The organism is Zhenpiania hominis, from assembly GCF_014333425.1.
Classification (GTDB): Bacteria; Bacillota; Clostridia; order Peptostreptococcales; family Anaerovoracaceae; genus Hominibacterium; species Hominibacterium hominis.
Map to the genome: position 1 here is coordinate 313,686 of NZ_JACRYT010000001.1, position 17,354 is coordinate 331,039.

Annotated in this window: 13 protein-coding genes and 1 pseudogene; 11 read left to right on the forward strand and 3 right to left on the reverse strand. The window is 49.8% G+C overall.

The window, feature by feature from the left end:
- Window positions 1–237: 237 nt before the first annotated feature.
- The 7 genes from H9L42_RS01595 (at window position 238) to H9L42_RS01625 (ending at window position 9,006) form a co-directional block, all read left to right on the forward strand.
- Window positions 238–717, forward strand: coding sequence for a MarR family winged helix-turn-helix transcriptional regulator (locus H9L42_RS01595; RefSeq protein ID WP_187301695.1), 480 nt, complete (start codon window positions 238–240; stop codon window positions 715–717).
- The gene (locus H9L42_RS01600) at window positions 710–2,158 is read left to right on the forward strand and encodes an MATE family efflux transporter (protein ID WP_465270632.1); all 1,449 of its coding nucleotides are present in this window, start codon (window positions 710–712) and stop codon (window positions 2,156–2,158) included. Before H9L42_RS01595 ends, H9L42_RS01600 begins: the two co-directional genes overlap by 8 nt.
- 1 nt (window position 2,159) lies before the next feature.
- Window positions 2,160–3,521: an MATE family efflux transporter gene (locus tag H9L42_RS01605; RefSeq protein ID WP_346726256.1), complete on the forward strand. Its 1,362-nt coding sequence runs from the start codon at window positions 2,160–2,162 to the stop codon at window positions 3,519–3,521.
- A 97-nt stretch (window positions 3,522–3,618) separates the two neighbouring features.
- Window positions 3,619–6,045, forward strand: coding sequence for an InlB B-repeat-containing protein (locus tag H9L42_RS01610; protein ID WP_187301696.1), 2,427 nt, complete (start codon window positions 3,619–3,621; stop codon window positions 6,043–6,045).
- Between the two features lie 156 nt (window positions 6,046–6,201).
- Window positions 6,202–7,416 (forward strand): ATP-binding protein, encoded by a 1,215-nt coding sequence (locus H9L42_RS01615; protein WP_243235605.1) that lies wholly within the window; start codon window positions 6,202–6,204, stop codon window positions 7,414–7,416.
- 80 nt (window positions 7,417–7,496) lie between these two features.
- Complete coding sequence (locus H9L42_RS01620; RefSeq protein WP_346726257.1) at window positions 7,497–8,714, forward strand: D-alanyl-D-alanine carboxypeptidase family protein; 1,218 nt, start codon at window positions 7,497–7,499, stop codon at window positions 8,712–8,714.
- Window positions 8,715–8,730: 16 nt separating this feature from the next.
- Complete coding sequence (locus tag H9L42_RS01625) at window positions 8,731–9,006, forward strand: putative Se/S carrier protein (RefSeq protein WP_187301697.1); 276 nt, start codon at window positions 8,731–8,733, stop codon at window positions 9,004–9,006.
- Between the two features lie 60 nt (window positions 9,007–9,066).
- On the opposite strand, the gene H9L42_RS01630 is transcribed toward H9L42_RS01625, so the two are convergent.
- The gene (locus tag H9L42_RS01630) at window positions 9,067–10,947 is read right to left on the reverse strand and encodes a heavy metal translocating P-type ATPase (RefSeq protein ID WP_187301698.1); all 1,881 of its coding nucleotides are present in this window, start codon (window positions 10,945–10,947) and stop codon (window positions 9,067–9,069) included.
- 166 nt (window positions 10,948–11,113) lie between these two features.
- Window positions 11,114–12,415 (reverse strand): branched-chain amino acid transport system II carrier protein, encoded by a 1,302-nt coding sequence (gene brnQ, locus H9L42_RS01635; protein ID WP_243235607.1) that lies wholly within the window; start codon window positions 12,413–12,415, stop codon window positions 11,114–11,116.
- A 255-nt stretch (window positions 12,416–12,670) separates the two neighbouring features.
- On the opposite strand from brnQ, the gene H9L42_RS01640 reads away from it, so the two are divergent.
- The 4 genes and pseudogenes from H9L42_RS01640 (at window position 12,671) to H9L42_RS01655 (ending at window position 16,445) form a co-directional block, all read left to right on the forward strand.
- Window positions 12,671–14,389, forward strand: a complete 1,719-nt coding sequence (locus H9L42_RS01640) for an AMP-dependent synthetase/ligase (RefSeq protein WP_187301699.1) — start codon at window positions 12,671–12,673, stop codon at window positions 14,387–14,389.
- A 42-nt stretch (window positions 14,390–14,431) separates the two neighbouring features.
- The gene (locus H9L42_RS01645; RefSeq protein WP_187301700.1) at window positions 14,432–14,971 is read left to right on the forward strand and encodes a TetR/AcrR family transcriptional regulator; all 540 of its coding nucleotides are present in this window, start codon (window positions 14,432–14,434) and stop codon (window positions 14,969–14,971) included.
- Window positions 14,972–15,118: 147 nt separating this feature from the next.
- A pseudogene (locus H9L42_RS01650) lies at window positions 15,119–16,051 on the forward strand (AAA family ATPase); the annotation flags it as partial.
- 1 nt (window position 16,052) lies between these two features.
- On the forward strand, window positions 16,053–16,445 hold the full coding sequence (locus tag H9L42_RS01655; RefSeq protein ID WP_207734889.1) for a glycosyltransferase family protein: 393 nt from the start codon (window positions 16,053–16,055) through the stop codon (window positions 16,443–16,445).
- Here the strand turns inward: H9L42_RS01655 and H9L42_RS01660 are convergent.
- Window positions 16,438–17,349 (reverse strand): S66 peptidase family protein, encoded by a 912-nt coding sequence (locus H9L42_RS01660; protein ID WP_187301701.1) that lies wholly within the window; start codon window positions 17,347–17,349, stop codon window positions 16,438–16,440. The two genes, H9L42_RS01655 and H9L42_RS01660, sit on opposite strands and share 8 nt — an antisense overlap.
- Window positions 17,350–17,354: the final 5 nt, after the last annotated feature.

Here is a 17,354-nt window from a genome sequence, read left to right on the forward strand (position 1 = left end):
CATTTTGCATGTTGAAAAGTGTCGAAAGAGTTTTAGCGTGGATAAAAAGCTGAATGGTCTGAATTTAAAGACTTCACCAATGGCAGTTGACTTGTCAACCTTTTGATACTATAATACGTTTTGGACAATAGTTGAATAGTCAACTTTTGTCGAACCGGCAACGGCGGTAACGCCGTTGCGGTGCAAGATATCTGCAGGCAGTTCATAATTCCTGCGTAAGAAAAAGGAGGTGGAGAGTTGCGTCAGCCAAAGCCGACTTTTTTGAAGTTCATATCCGTTATTCAAAGAAATACCCAAAAGTATTTTGATTCAATTCTGGAAGATTACCACATTGGAGGAGGACAACAGTTCTTCCTGGTACATATTTACGAAAACAACGGCATTACAATGTACGATCTGGCAAAGCTGGGGCAGTTTGATAAAGCGACTGTGACAAAGGCGGTTCGAAAGCTGGAGGAGCTCGGCTATGTTGAAGTGCGGATCGATGAGACCGATCGGAGGATTCGGCACCTTTTTGCTACTGAGAAGGCAAAGCCGGTGGTAGAAAAGACGTACAATGTAAGAAAGTTCTGGCGGGAAGCTCTAATCGAAGAACTTGCGATATCAGAAGATGAAATCTACAAAATTTTTAAGTCAATGGCAGAGCAGTCCTGCCATACCTTGGAAAAACTCAGTGAAAAAAAGCGTATAGAAAAGGGGGAGCATAAAATTGAGTAATTCCGAACAAACATTAGCGAATCAGAAGCCTATGAATCAAAAGATAGAAAATCCGCTGGGATATCAGCCGATCTGGAACCTGCTTATTAAATTTTCCGTTCCGGCGACGATTTCCTGTCTGATTAATTCCATCTACAATATCGTAGACCAGATTTTTATCGGCCAGGGGGTCGGATATCTGGGGAACGCGGCCACAACGGTAGCTTTTCCGCTTATGACGATTCTGCTCGCTTTCGGAACACTGATTGGAGCCGGGAGCAGCGCTTTCGCGGCTATAAAACTGGGAGAGAAGAAAGAACATCTGGCTGAAAAGACACTGAACAATGCGTTTATGTTTTCCATTGTAATAAGCGTCATCATTGTTATCATCGGGTTGATTTTTCTGGAGCCGATTCTGGTGCTGTTCGGCGCTACGGAAAATGTCATGCCTTACGCGATGGATTATACATCGATCGTTTTACTGGGGTCGCCTTTTAATATGCTGGCCATCGCCTTGTCAAATCTCGCGAGAACAGACGGAAATCCGAGAATGTCCATGTACGGCATGCTGATCGGCGCGATTTTAAATACCATTTTGAATCCGATCTATATCTTTATTTTCGACTGGGGTGTTCGCGGATCCGCTATCGCCACCGTAACTTCCCAGATCATTTCAGCGATTATACTGACCAGGTATTTTGTGAAAGACGCCAAAACCCCGCAGCATATGAGGCTGAAGAAAAAACTGATGAAACCGGACGCGAAACTGATACGGCGGTTTCTTACCCTGGGTATTTCTTCGGGGATAACTTCATGCGTTGCCTGTATTATGCAAATCGTAATGAATCGATCGCTGGTTTATTACGGAGATCAGAGCGAGATTACAGGCGATGTGGCGCTGAGCGCCATGGGAATTGTTATGAAAATCGCTATGATTATCGCCTCCTTCGCGATAGGGGTAGGAATTGGGGCGCAGCCGATCCTGGGATTTAACCGGGGGGCGGAAAAATACAGACGAATTCGTACTACATACACTTATGCCGTGCTTTTAGCCACTGGCTCAATCTTTGTCGGCTGGCTGGCGTGTCAGATTTTCCCGTCACAGATTATTTCTATTTTCGGAGGTGAGAGCGCGGAATTTACGGATTTCGCGATTAAGTGTCTCCGGATTTATCTGTTCTGCATTTTCTGCGCGGGGTTCCAGATCGTATCCACGAACTATTTCCAGTCAACCGGACAGCCGCTGAAAGCATCCATTTTATCCATGCTGCGTCAGCTGCTTCTGCTGATTCCGCTGATTCTGATCCTGCCGCTGTTTATGGGATTAAACGGAATTCTGTTTTCCGCTCCGATTGCGGATTCCACTTCCGCGCTGATCGTCGCTCTCTTTATTATTCCGGAAATGAAAAAGCTGAACCGGAAGATCAAGGAAGAGGATATCAGACTTCAGGAGGCGAATTGAGTTGGATAAAGACGCTTCAAAACAATATCTTAAAATGACACAGACGCCAATCCCCAGGCTTGTGGTTACCCTGGGGATTCCAACGACTGTCAGCATGCTGGTGACAAACATTTACAATATGGCGGATACCTACTTTGTCAGCAAGCTGGGAACCAGCGCCAGCGGCGCGGTAGGAGTTGTATTCGGACTGATGGCGATTATACAGGCGATTGGATTCATGTTTGGACATGGAGCCGGAAGTATCATTTCCAGAAAACTGGGAGAAAAAGATCGGGAGAGTGCCTCTCGGTTTGCGTCGACCAGTTTTTTCTATTCTCTGGCAGTTGGCATTTTATTCGCGATTTTCGGCTTGATTTTTGTGGAACCACTGATGCGCCTGTTAGGGAGTACAGACACGATCCTGCCTTTCGCGAAGGACTACGGGATTTTCATTCTCCTGGCGGCTCCGCTGATGGTAACAAGCTTTGTAATGAATAATATTCTGCGCTATGAAGGAAAAGCCGCCCTGGCGATGATCGGACTGGGAATCGGCGGGATCCTGAATATTTTCGGCGACTGGCTGCTGGTGGTGAAGGTTGGCATGGGGGTAGAAGGAGCGGGTATTTCCACGGCTGTCTCTCAGATGGTCAGTTTTCTGATTCTGCTCGCTATGTTTTTGACCGGACGGACGGCGAGCCGGTTTTCTCCGCGCTGTATTTCCAGAGAAAAAGGAGACCTTCTGTGGATTTTGCAGACCGGTTTTCCAAGCCTGGTGCGCCAGGGGCTGGCCAGCATTTCCACGATGATGCTGAACGGACAGGCCGGCGTTTACGGGGACGCGGCGGTTGCCGCCATGGCTATTGTGAACCGGATCTGCAATCTGATCTTTTCGGTGGGGATCGGAATCGGACAGGGATTTCAGCCGGTATCCGCTTTTAACTATGGAGCGAAGCAGTACCATCGGGTGCGGAGCGCCTTTTTCTTTACTCTGGGAGCGGCGGAAGTACTGTTGGGCTGCATTGCGCTGATTGGACTTTTTCTGTCATCCGCGCTCATCGGGTTCTTCAGAGAGGATCCGCAGGTAATTATGATCGGCACCGCGGCACTGAGGGCTCAGTTGATTGCTTTATTTTTTCTACCTCTTTCCTTATGCTCCAATATGCTCTTTCAGAGTATTGGGAAGAGCGGAACCGCCAGCTTCCTTGCCGCTCTGAGAAGCGGAATCCTTTTCATTCCGACGATTCTGATACTGCCTGAGTTTATAGGACTTGCCGGAGTCGAGCTGGCTCAGACGGCTGCGGATATTGCGGCTTTTTTCATCTCTTTGCCTTTTGTTGTTCGGTTTTTCCATAAATTACCCGATTCGGATCCTATACAGATATAAGAAATGGCTACTTTTCAGACTGGAAGAAAAAGGTTCGTTTGAACTCAGGTTTTCAGGGCATATACACTCATATGCTTTTGAAAACAGGAGGAAAAGAATGAACGTAACAAGATTAAAGAAGGGCTGTCTGTTAATTGCGGCGGTACTGATGGTATACGCCTTTCTTCCGGCTGCCTGCGCGGCGGCGGAATCCGGGGAGATTCCCGTAACGGAACAGACCTTTCCGGACCCGGCGTTCCGAGGCTGGGTGCTGGATGAAAAGAATCTGGACGGCGCGGGAAGCGATGGAATCCTGACGGAAGAAGAAATCGCGGGAATCACGGAAATTTCCTTTTCCGCCGATTCTAACGCGCGGGCGGGTTCCCTTGCGGGAATTGAATATTTCACTTCCCTGAAGAACCTGAGTGTATCAGGCCACAGACTGGATGAACTGGATCTGTCGGAAAATGAAGAACTGGAATTTGTTTTCTGCAAATCCAATGACCTGCGGGTTCTGAACGTGACAAACAGTCCGGATCTTCGGACCCTGAACTGTGAGCAGAATAAGCTGTCCTCCCTTGATCTTTCGGGAAATCCGGAGCTGAAGGCGCTTCATGTAAGTAACAATCTTCTGCAAACCTTGGATTTCCGCAATAATCCGAAGCTGGAGCTGGTGGAAGTTTTTGATAACCGCCTCACGAATCTGGATGTTTCCGGACTGTCCGGCTTGAAATTTCTCAGCGCGGGAGACAACCGGCTGACATCTCTGGATCTGCGCGCCAACCGGATGCTGGAAGGCAGTGGGTTTTCTGCCAGCTATAATAATCTGCGGCAGATCTATCTGCCGGATCTTGCCGGAAGGATGCTTTCCGCAGATTCTTTTTTCCGGCAGAATCCGGTAAAGGGATATGACAATGTACAGTGGTACCGGGATGACGCTTATCAGAACCCGATTGATCAAAACGGGATTCCGGCAGATGGACAGACGATCTACGCAAAGAGGATCGCCAATTCCTATACCGTGAAGTTCAGCGCCAATGGAGGCAGCGGCACCATGAGTCCGCAGAAAGCCCAATATGGAGAACGTTTTACGCTTTCCGGCAGCCGATTTTCGAAAAGAGGATATACCTTCGCCGGGTGGAATACCTGGAAGGACGGCAGCGGAATCTCCTATGGAGATAAGGCGTCTGTAGAAAATCTGGGAGGAACCTATCAGGGAGAGACGATTTCGCTGTACGCCCAGTGGGAACCTGTCCGCTACAGGATCCGTTATGAGAAAAACAGCGAAGACGCGGAAGGGGACGCTATGGGTGAAACCCGGGCTGTCTATGGAAAGGACGCGGCGCTTTTACCGAACACCTTTGAAAGAGAACGGTATCATTTTGCCGGGTGGGCCTTAAAGCCGGACGGAGCGGCGGTATACGCGGATCAGGCTTCGGTGCGGAATCTGACCGCGCAGGAAGACGGGACCGTTACGCTGTACGCTGCCTGGGAACTGAAGCCGGAAGAAGCTCGAAAGCCGTATCTTGAGCAGATGGATCTGGCATTCGCTGATTATAAGAACGAGGATTATACCGCGGAAGACTGGGCTTCACTGGAATCGCTGTATGAAAAAGGCCGCGAGGCGATTATCGGCATGGGTTCAGATAGCGCTGCCATGAAGGCTTCGCTCTCCCGGACAATATCCGCGGCAGAGAAGATAAAGACAGAACGCCAACGGATTAGAGAACTGACCGAAGGCTGGAGCGCGCAGCACCAGGAAGCGCTGAACTGGATGGAAGTATCTCTGTCCGACGCGGTGCAGGCGGAATCCGCTGAGGAAAAAACAGGAGAAGCTTTGCAGTCCCTGGATCGGCTGGACAAGTACAGCACCCTTAAAACTCCGGAATTACGCGGCAAACTGTCAGAACAGGCCCGGAAGCAGCTTCACCTGCAGGCGGAGGAACTGGAAAATACCCATGTGGCGGCGCGGTGGCTTGCCGGTACGGAAAACGCGCATAAGCTTCCTCTGAAGCAGGTGACGCCTGCTATGAAAAACAGGCTGAAGGGTCTGATCGATGGCTATGAGAGACTGACCGAAGTCCAGCAGGCACATATTGGGGCGGATGTCGCGGAAGCCCTTTTCCTGCGTCTGGAAACAGCGGAGGCGGCAGAACCGGAAATAGACCCCGGGAAGACAGAAGCCCCGTCAGAAATTCTCTCCACAGAGAACACATCCGGAAGACAGGAAACCGCGGGCAGGAACACGGCAAACCGGGCGGTAAAGCCGAAAACGCCGGTACTGCGTGTAAAAGCCGGAAAAAAGAAGGCGGTTCTTTCCTGGAGCAAGGTAAGCGGCGCGGAGGGCTATGACATTTATCAGGCTTCCCGGAAAAACGGTAAGTTTAAGAAGATAAAGACCCTCAAAGGGGGCAAGACGAGCTACGCTAAAAAATACAGGAAAAAAGGCGGGACTTACTATTACAAAGTGCGCGCCTGGAAAATGGAAGGCGGGAAAAAACTGGTCAGCACATATTCCAAAGTGAAGAGTGTTAAGGTGAAATAAAAAGCGGGACGGCGCCATAGGAAAAGGCCGGAAATCTTGAGAAAGGATTTCCGGCCTTTTTGAATTAAAATTGTAAGCTTATAAAACGACAAAAAGTTGATTATAATAAAAACGTCAGGTATAATAATAACAAAATGGTTAAAGGACGTGAAATGTATGGAGATGATAAGACGAAATTTGTATCTGGATCGGATACGCCCATTCATTGACCAGGATCTGATTAAGGTCTTGATCGGCCTCAGAAGAAGTGGAAAGACCATCCTGCTTTCACAGATCCGGGATGTTCTTTTGGAGCGCGGTGTATCAAAGGAAAATATAATAGAAATTAACTTTGAGTCCAGACGTTTTAAAGAGCTGGAAGCTGCAGATATCTTTTATCAATATGTTACAGAACGGGTAAAACAGGCGAAAGGGAGGGTATATCTTTTTTTTGATGAGATCCAGCATGTGGAAGAGTGGCATTCGGTGATCGCTTCTTTTCGGATTGACTTTGACTGCGATATTTATGTAACAGGCTCTAACAGCAAACTGCTGTCCGGGGAACTGGCAACGAATATGGCCGGAAGATATGTTTCCTTCCATGTATACCCTTTTGTACTGTCTGAGATTCAGGAATTCTATGACAAAAATGAGATGACGTATACCAGGGAACAGCTTTTTACGGAGTATCTGAAATATGGCGGATTGCCGATGCGCCTGGTGCTGCCGGATCCACATTCGGTCCGCACTTATCTGGAAGATGTTTATGATTCGGTTGTGATGAAAGATATTCTTTCCAGGCACGCGATCCGCAATGAAAATCTTTTGAGAAAACTTTTGGAGTTTCTGCTGGATAATATCGGGAACCCATTTTCAGCGCGTTCCATCAGCCGGGCTTTGATATCATCCGGTCAGGCGACCACGGTGGAAACAATACTGAATTATATTGACAAGCTGCAGGCGGGTATGATTTTATCAAAAGCAGAGCGATATGACATTAAAGGGAAGAATATCCTGGCATCAACAGAAAAGTATTATGCCGGCGATATTGGGCTTCGCAATATAAATAAAGCAAGTGAACAAATAGACACGAACAAACTATTTGAAAATGTAGTGTATCTGGAAATGCTGAGCAGAGGGTATGATGTGAAGGTGGGAAAGCTGGATACACAGGAGATTGATTTCGTCTGCTACAAAGGGCAAAAGAAACTTTATATTCAGGTGGCGTATGTATTGACAGAGGACTGCGTTGCAAGGGAATTTGGCAATCTGGAAAAGATAGACGACAATTTCCCCAAATATGTAATCAGTAATGATATTGTGGATATGAGCAGGAATGGAATTGTTCATTATAATATGATTGATTTTCTGTTGAATAAGAAGAGCGTGTGATTTGCCGGATTTTTAGTGCTAAACCCCCGACCCGCGAATATGCTAGTAATAGCGATTCGCAGGTGAAGGGGGTTTTTTGTGTGAAAAAAAAGATTATCAGCGGCTGTCTGATCGCTGCGCTGCTGTTTGGCGGATTTATGGGAATTGATCAGTTTCAGCCGCAGGAGAGGAGCATTTCCATTGTAAACGCCAGAGTGGAACCATCGGAGAAGGAGACGGGAATGAAGGTAAAGGCGAAAGCCGCGGTGCTGATGGACGCGGTGAGCGGTGAAGTCCTTTTCGCACAGAACGCGCATAAAAAGCTTCCTCCCGCGTCGGTTACCAAGGTGATGACCATGCTTTTGATTTTAGAAGGCTGTGACAGCGGAAAGATCCGCCTCAGCGATACGGTGACCATCTCCGAGCGGGCAGCTTCCATGGGAGGCAGCCAGATGTATATGGAACCGGGGGAACAGCATACGGTGGAGGAACTTCTGAAAGGCGTGGCCATGGTAAGTGCCAACGACGGATGTGTGGCTCTGGCCGAACATCTTGCCGGAAGCGTGGAAATGTTTGTAGAACAGATGAACAAAAGAGCCGCGGAACTGGGAATGAAGGACAGCCATTTTGTCAACACCAACGGGCTTCCGGTGGCAAATCATTATACCAGCGCATATGATATAGCAGTAATGTCCCGGGCTTTGATCGCCTTTCCGGAGACTGCCCAGTGGTTTACAAAATGGCAGGATACGATTAAAGTGGGCCTTCCGGGAAAAGAAAAGGAGTTCGGACTTACCAATACCAACAAACTGATTAAACAGTATCCGGGAGCCATCGGTATTAAAACCGGCTTTACCCAGGACGCGGGCTACTGCCTGTCCGGCGCCGCCGAAAGGGATGGAACCAGATTGATCGGAGTAATCCTGGGATGCACCACATCCAATATCCGGTTCGCGGAAATAAAACGGCTCTTGGATTACGGGTTCTCCAATTATGAAAGTGTGAAAATCGCGGAAAAAGGGCAGGTGCAGAAAGCGCTGAAAATCGAAAAGGGAACCCCTTCCAAAGTCGATGTGATCATGGAGGATGACGCGGCGATTCTCGTAAAAAAGGGAAACAAGAACCGCATCAAAACAAAGATTGAGATGGACGGCTATATCAAATTGCCGTTAAAGCGGGGACAGAAGCTGGGGGAACTGGTTGTGCTTCAGGATGGAAAGGAAAAGGAGCGGTTTCCGATTGTAGCTCGGGACAGTGCAAAAAAAGCGTCAATCAAAGAACTGTACATACAGATGATGAAAAAGCTGATAGAGACATAGACAGGAGGTCCTTTTTTTGCACAATCCACAAAGCGCGCCGGATTATCTTCTGACCTTTTCTTCGTTTTACAAGGCGATGTATGCCAGGGATAAGCTGATGGAGCAGGGGATCGGAAGCCAGCTGCGTCGGGTTCCGACACAGCTTCTGCGGTCCTGCGGGCAGGCTCTGTATCTAAACGGCCAGGATCTGCAGCGGGTTCTCGCCATTCTGGCTCAGAGCCAGATTGATACCAGGGGAATCTTTATGGTGACCCATGGGAGCGGCAGCCCCGCTTACCGGCGGATTCAATAAAATATGGAAGAATAAAACACCGCGGGCAGCAAATGCTGGCGGTGTTTTTGACAGAACGATTTATTTCCGCTCACCCTTCCATTTCCATTTTAAGAGCAGGGAGGAGTTGATGATCACCAGGACAGAACCCGCGTTGTGTACCAGCGCGCCGACCACCGGGTTTAAAATTCCGGTAATGGCGAGAACGATGGCGACAAAATTAAGGGCCATGGAAAAGGACAGGTTGCATTTGATCGTGACCATCATCCGTCGGGCAAGGCGGATCAAATGGGGCAGCTCTTTGATATCATCGTTGACCAGGGCGATGTCTGCCGCGTCAACGGCGATGTCGCTGCCAACGCCGCCCATGGCGATTCCTACCCAGGCTTTTTTCAGAGCGGGCGCGTCATTGATTCCGTCCCCGATCATGCAGACCTTGTTATCTTCCTTCTGATAAGCGTCAATCCAGTTCAGTTTGTCCTCCGGGAGGCACTCCGCGTGCACTTCTCCGATGGACAGCTGTCCGGCAATGTTTTCGGCGGCATTTCCATGATCACCTGTAAGCAGCACCGGATCCACGCCGGTATTTTTAACCTTCGCGATCATACCGGCCGCGTCCTGGCGCAGTGTATCAGAAAGCGCGAGAAATCCCATAGGCTCACGGCCGGCAGACAGATAGATGACGGTGCAGCCGTTATCCAGATGCCGCTCTGCCCGGTCAATCATTTGGGCAGGCAGGGAAACGCCCGCCTCCGTGAGCATCTCTCTGTTTCCGGCCAGAATTTCCATTCCTTCAACAAGGCCCTTTACTCCGCGTCCGGGAAGCATCTGAAACTGCTGAGCCGCGGGCGGTTTTTCCGTGTATTCTTTCTGATAGCCGGATACAATGGCTTTTCCAAGGGGGTGTTCCGAAAGGGCTTCTACGCTGGCCGCGTACCGGAACAGCCGCTGTGGGGAATAATCGGAAGAACAGCAGTAAATATCGGTGACTTCCGGTTTTCCATAGGTCAGGGTGCCGGTCTTGTCGAAGGTGATCTTGGAAACAGAAGCCAGCCTCTCCAGGGCGTCTCCTTCCCGCACGAGAAAACTGTGTTTCGTGGCGTTGCCGATGGCAGCCATAACGGCCGTAGGTGTAGCGAGCACCAGAGCGCATGGACAGAAGACAACAAGAATCGTTACAGCGCGGATAATCTCACCGGAAATCAGCCAGGTTAGTGCGGCGGCACTCAAAGCGATTACAACGATCCAGGTGGCCCAGCGATCTGCGAGACTTACGATTTTCGCTTTTCCGGCATCCGCGGATTGAACAAGACGGATCATCCGCTGAATCGAACTGTCCTCCCCGACTTTCGTCGCTTTCATCTCAAAGGCGCCGAACTGATTGACCGTGCCGCTGGATACCGGATCGCCGGCCGTTTTGTCGACAGGGAGGGATTCCCCGGTCATAACCGCCTGATTGATGGAGGTCTCACCGGAAAGAATTTCGCCGTCAACGGGAATGGTTTCTCCGGGAAGCACACGGAGCACATCGCCTACGCGAATCTGCTCCGCGGGGACAATCTGTTCCTGTCCGTCTTTTACGAGACGGGCGGTCTGAGGCGTCAGATGGACCAGCTTTTCGATTCCCGCGCGGGCTTTCGCTACCGTCAGATCCTCTAAAAGGGCGCCCAGCTGCATGATGAAGGCGATTTCACCGGCAGCGAAATCTTCGCCAATGATAACGGAAGCAACCAGGGCAATGGAGACCAGCACATCCGCTTTAATGTCAAAGGCGGTTACAAGGCCGATTATCGCTTCCAGAATAATCGGCAGGCCGCAGAGAATAATCGCCACCCAGGCCGCGTCAAAAGGGAGGGGGAGCAGATCAAAGATACTGAAAATCAGCGAAATGCCGCCGAGAATTAAAAACGTAATGTCTTTTTTTGTGCCGCCCCATTCTAAAAATTCTTCCAGCTTTTCCATGAAATCTTAAACCATCCTTTCTATTTGTCCCATGAAGAAGTTCAACATAGTGAATATATACCTATAGGGGTATATGCTTATTATACCGATAGGGGTATCCGCTGTCAAGATCATCCTGTTCTTCATAGGATGCGGAAAATGCGGGAATAATAAAAGCCCGCTGTTTTCAGCGGGCGGGACTGGAGGTCTTTTTGAGCCGATGGATAACGGCTCCCGCGATTCCGAACACGACTGCGAAAATCAGCCAGCCGAATCCGAACTCAGAAAGCGGAAGGCGCGGAACAAACGAAAGAGGAACGTGCCACCCGTAAAGGATTTCACACAGGCTGCCAACCATGGCGCCGAGAACCGTGCCGCGGACGGCGTAATCCGAAAGATGGGAGGAGAAAAACGCCAGTAGGATCAGCATGAGGGCTCCCGGATAAATCAGGTTCAGAATCGGCTGAGCCAGAAGCACGATCTGATCGATTCCAAAATTCGCGATCGCGGCGCTGAAGAGACAAATAAGAACCGTCAGCAGCTTGTAACTCAGTTTTCCTTTTGACAGCGCAGCAAAATAATCCGCGCTGGCGCTGACCAGGGCAACGGCCGTTGTAATGCAGGCTAATGTGACAACAATTCCGAGAATGATAACCCCGGGATACTGCAGAAGATCCTGCGTAATGTTCAGAATCAGTTCTGAACGGTTAATATCCAGTGTATAGAGGGTGGAGGCCGTAGCTCCTAAAAATGTAAGTCCGCAGTAAATGACAAGCAGTCCGACAGCGGCAATCAGGCTGGAGTTGCGGGCGACCCTGTATTTGATGCGTGCTTCGGTATATCCTTTTTCCGCTACATTCTTTACAATAATAATCCCGAAGATCATGGCGGCCAGAACATCCATGGTCTGGTATCCCGCGTTGATTCCTTCCACCACGACATTTTCAATCTGCGCTGTATCCGAGATTGATCCTACAGGGGAAACCAGCCCGCAGATAATCAAAATGAGAAGTCCGATAAAAAGCGCGGGGGTCAGGAATTTCCCCAGAATATCAATTACTGCCGATTCCCGTATGGTCAGCAGCAGGATGATCGCGAAAAAGATCGCGGTGGGGATCAGGGAGCCGACATCGCCAAGAAGGGGTACTACAAACATTTCATAAGTAGTCGCTCCGGTTCGGGGAATCGCGATAAACGGTCCGATACATAAAATCATAGCGGAAACCATGAGCGTGCCGGGAACTTTTCCAATTCTTCCTGTAACGGAGGAAATATCGCCGCCATGTTTCAGCAGGGCGAAAATCGCGGCTACCGCGAGACCGATATCTGCCAGATAGTAGCATACAAAACCGGTAAACCAGCTCTCCCCCGCGCCCATTCCCAGATAGGGCGGGAAGATGATGTTTCCCGCGCCAAAGAACATGGAAAAAAGAGCGAATCCGACAACAAGCTGATCTTTCATTTGGTGATTGGTAGTTTGAAGTTTCATAAGTCAGGTGTTCCTTTCCGCGGAGAGAGGCAGCCTCTCAGACCGCGTAATTAACAATAGTGCCAATCTACGGTATCATATCACGAAGAGAAAATCAACATATTAATGTAACATATTAATGTAGAGAAATTTGTTTTACAGGCGGCTTGAAAGAAAAGATTGATCTTTGCATATAAAGATGGTATATTAATCAGAACCATAAAAGAAACTGAATAAAACAGGGAATTCAGGGGTTAGATGAGAGGAGAAAAAGAAATGAACGCAGCAGAACAGTTTTATCCGGTGCGGGATATGGAGTCGATCCGGGATCTGATACGCACCGGCGCGAGAGACTATAAAGAGACGCCGGCGTTTCTTGTAAAAACGCAGAAGGGCGGCAAATACCATGAGATTACTCATACAAGGCTGGAAAAGGACATGAACGCGCTGGGAACCAGATTGATTGATCTGGGACTGCGGGGAGAAAAAATCGCGGTGATCGGAGAGAATTCTTACGAGTGGGCTCTTTCTTATTTCGCGATTGTAAACGGCGTAGGTACCGTGGTTCCTCTGGACAAGGAACTGAGTATGGAAGAAATTTCGAATTTGGTAAAAACCGCCGGGTGCAAAGGCATCCTATATTCCTCGTCTTATGAGAAGTACGCGGCGAAGCTGGACATTCCGGTGAAACTCAAATTTGAATTGTACCGCAATGAAGATGTCCCATTCTCTGAAAACGACATGGCAAGTCTGATTTACGAAGGAAGGAAGCTCCTTTCCCGCGGCGACAGGCGGTTCCTGGACGCGGAAATCGATCCCCAGGCGGCGGCTGTCATGCTGTTTACCTCCGGAACCACGGGAGATCCGAAGGCGGTTATGCTGAGTCACGAAAACATTGTGTCCAATATTAAGAATATCAGTAAGATCGTGCGGATTGAGCCCGGTGACCGTACCCTTTCCATTCTGCCGATTCACCACACCTTTGAGTCAACGGTGGATATTATGACCGTGCTGTATCAGGGCGGATCCATCGCCTTTTTCGAGGGACTGAAACATGTAACAAAGAATCTGGCGGAAGCACAGGCAAGTGTCCTGGTGGGAGTACCGCTGATTTTCGAATCCATATACGCTAAGCTGTGGAAGCAGGCGGAAAAAGCGAAGAAAACCAAAGCCCTGAAAGCGGCGATTAAGCTGAACCGCACGCTGCGGAAGGCGGGAATTGATAAACGACATAAGCTGTTCCGGACGATCTATGACAGTCTGGGAGGCAGGCTGCGGCTTGTCATCACCGGAGCCGCGGGAATCGATCCCAAGGTGCTGAGAGGCTTTCATGATCTGGGACTGGAAGTGGCGCAGGGGTACGGCCTGACGGAAACCGCCCCGATTATCGCGGGGACACCGGATGGAGAAGAAAAGTACCGGAAAACAGGATCCGTGGGAAAAATTATTCCCGAAGGAGAAGTAAAGATCGCGGATCCCAACGAAGACGGAATTGGGGAAATTCTGTATAAAGGTCCCAATGTGATGTTAGGATATTACGAGATGCCGGAAAAAACAGCGGAAGTCATTGATGCGGAAGGGTGGTTTCACACCGGCGATCTGGGGTTTATGGATCCGGAAGGCTGGCTGTATATTACAGGGAGAAAGAAGAATGTTATCGTAACGAAGACCGGGAAAAACATCTATCCGGAAGAACTGGAACAGGTGTTGAATAAACTGCCGGTTATCGAAGAATGTATGGTCTACGGGCTGGATGGTATGGATGCCGGGGACGGTACAGTTGTCGCTGCGCAGGTGCGGCCGGACTACGAAGGTATCCGGGAACGCGGTCCGCGGGAGCCGGATGAGGAAGATGTTTATGAAATCGTCAAACGCTTTATTGCGGAGGAAAACCAGAAACTGCCGAACTACAAACGGATTCGCCATATTGTGATTCGTGAAGAGGAATTCGTTAAGACGACGACTCATAAAATCAAACGTCAGGCAAACCTGTAAGGCGCAGGGAGAAAAAACAGCGAGAGGAGAGCGATCAGAAGAATGCCGATCGATATGAAACAATATATTGCGGATGCCGCGGAACGGCTAATCGAAGAGAAACGCGCAAAAAAGCTGACCGTAACCGATATCGTAGAAGAATGCGCCATTACAAGGCAGACCTTTTATTATCACTTTGAGGACATTCCGGATCTGATCAACTGGATGCTGAAGCAGGAATTTGAAAAGGCCACGCGGGAAATCAACCGTTCCGGAGGCAATCTTGAGTATGCTATGAGACGGTTCTTGGAAACGGCTATGAGCAAAGAGGTGGTGATGAAACGGGTTCTCGCTACCAATTACGGGGACGTTATCCGCCAGCTTCTGATTCAGAATATGCGAGCCTATCTGTTGCAGCTGATTGAGGAAAAGCGGCTGTTCGCGGATGCTACCCGGCTAGAGCTGAAAGTGATCGTCAACTATTATGTCTATGCGATCGCGGGTGTTCTGAATGAATGGGACTCTCTGAAAACGGAGGATATTGACAAGGTGGCCCATCAGATTTATCTGCTGGTTACGGGAAAACAATATTTAAGTGAATAAGCTTGTGACAAAACCGTCAAAGTGTAAGGCTCTTTTACACTTTGGCGGTTTTGTCTATACAGATGAAAAAGACTGATCGTTGCCCCTTTTTGTCATTTCCGCTAAGATAAAGACCAAAGAAAGGGGCTTTTTATATGGCGCGTGAGATTCGAGGACAACACGGGAGTGATTATCCTGGCGGCGACCAACCGGCCGGAATCTTTGGACCCGGCGCTTACAAGACCGGGACGGTTTGATCGGAGAGTACCGGTGGAACTTCCGGATTTAAAGGGACGGGAAGCAATTCTGAAAGTACATGCCAGGAAAATCAAAACCGATGGAAATGTGGACTACCGGACCATCGCCAGAATGGCGTCCGGGGCTTCCGGCGCGGAACTTGCGAATATTATAAATGAAGGTGCTCTGCGGGCTGTTCGGGACGGGCGGTCTGCCGTAACCCAGTCGGATCTGGAGGAAAGTGTGGAAGTGGTGATCGCGGGATATCAGAAGAAAAACGCAATCCTTTCGGATCAGGAAAAGAGGACCGTTGCGTACCACGAAATCGGGCACGCTCTGGTGGCGGCCAAACAGACGGATTCCGCTCCGGTTCAGAAAATCACCATTATCCCCCGCACTTCGGGAGCGTTGGGTTATACCATGCAGGTAGAAGAAGGCGACAAATATCTTCTTACAAAAGAGGAAATGGAAAATAAAATCGCGACCTACGCGGGAGGTCGCGCGGCGGAGGAAGTCGTATTCGGACAGATCAGTACCGGCGCTTCCAACGATATTGAACAGGCCACGAAGCTGGCGCGGGCTATGATTACACGTTACGGCATGGACAGCGATTTTGACATGGTGGCGATGGAAACAGAAAATAATCCGTATCTGGGAGGCGACACTACACTAAGCTGCTCGGCGGACACCCAGAAGGAGATCGACAAACGGGTGATCGAACTGGTAAAAACGCAGCATGAAAAGGCAAGAACGATTCTGGAGGAAAACCGCGGCAAGCTGGATGAACTTGCGGATTTCCTCTACGAAAAAGAAACGATTACCGGCGAGGAATTCATGGACATTTTAAATAAGGAAGAAAAATAGAATGAAAGACCGAATGGAACTGCTGGCGACTTTAGACGCCAATTATCTGCCGCGCCTGAAAGTGATGCTGGTCTCTCTCTGGATGAACAATCCGGGAGAGTCCTTCCGGCTCTGGCTTCTGCATCGCGGCATCCCGGAGACAGAACTGGAACTTCTGGAGCGGCAGCTTGGCAGGATTGGCTGTCAGCTGGAGAGCCGGCGGGTGGAAACATCTTTGCGGCGGCTTCCCATACCGGAAAGACAGAGATTGCGAATATATGGAATTACGACGCGCGCAACTATGACAACTACTTTATCCGCAGCAAAGGAAAGGCGAAACCATGGAACCCTTTTTATCGCTATCGGTTCGGGGTGTTATACAAGCATTACATGCAGCTTACAAAACGTTATATGACGGAAATTGCAAGAGACTCTGTATCAAAATAAACCTCTGCTCCCAGGAGCAGGGTGAGACTGGGCATACAGTGGCCGGCGCGGATATGAAAAAGCGCCGGCTTTTTCCATGGCGCGAGAATTTCATAAAAAAGCCCGGCAAGTAACGGAGTTTCTCCGTCTGCATCATCGGTTTCCGTAAAAGTCCCCAGCAGAATCCCGCGGCAGTCGCGGAATTTACCCGCCAGCGCCAGGGCGGTCAGGGAACGGTCGATGCGGTAGAGCGGTTCGCCTGTTTCCTCCAGAAAGAGAATTTTATTCCGGGTGTCAATTTCATAAGGAGATCCCAGAGTATGAACCAGCAGCGTCAGATTTCCGCCGGTCAGGACTCCGCGGGCTTCCCCGGGGATCAGAACCGACGGATGATGTCCCGGCGGATGGGGGAGAGTCCCCGGGGAGGCATCTGTAAAAAGCTGCTGTGTCAGACTGGTCAGCGAAAAGGAATCGAGAGTTTTGTAATCCGAAGACGGCATGGGGCCGTGGAAGGTCTGGAAGCCGCACAGCTGATTAAACGCCAGGTGGAGGGCGGTGATATCGCTGAATCCGACAAAGCATTTGGGATTTTTCCGGATCGTTTCCAGATCCAGCAGAGGCAGAATCCGGGGAGAGCCGTATCCTCCCCGCAGACAAAAGACGCCTTTGAATTCCGGGCTGGCGAAGGCCCGGTTCAGATCCCGGGCGCGCTGGGCGTCACTTCCGGCAAGGTAGCCGCGGGACTGGGCGCAGCCGGGCAGAAGTACAGGCCGCAGCTTCAGAGAACGGATGGAATCCATACAGGCATGCAAACTCTCCCGGGAAACCGGAGAGGCGGGACAGACGAGAGCCACCGCGTCTTCCTTTTTCAGCGGGGCAGGACGAATCAACATAAAAT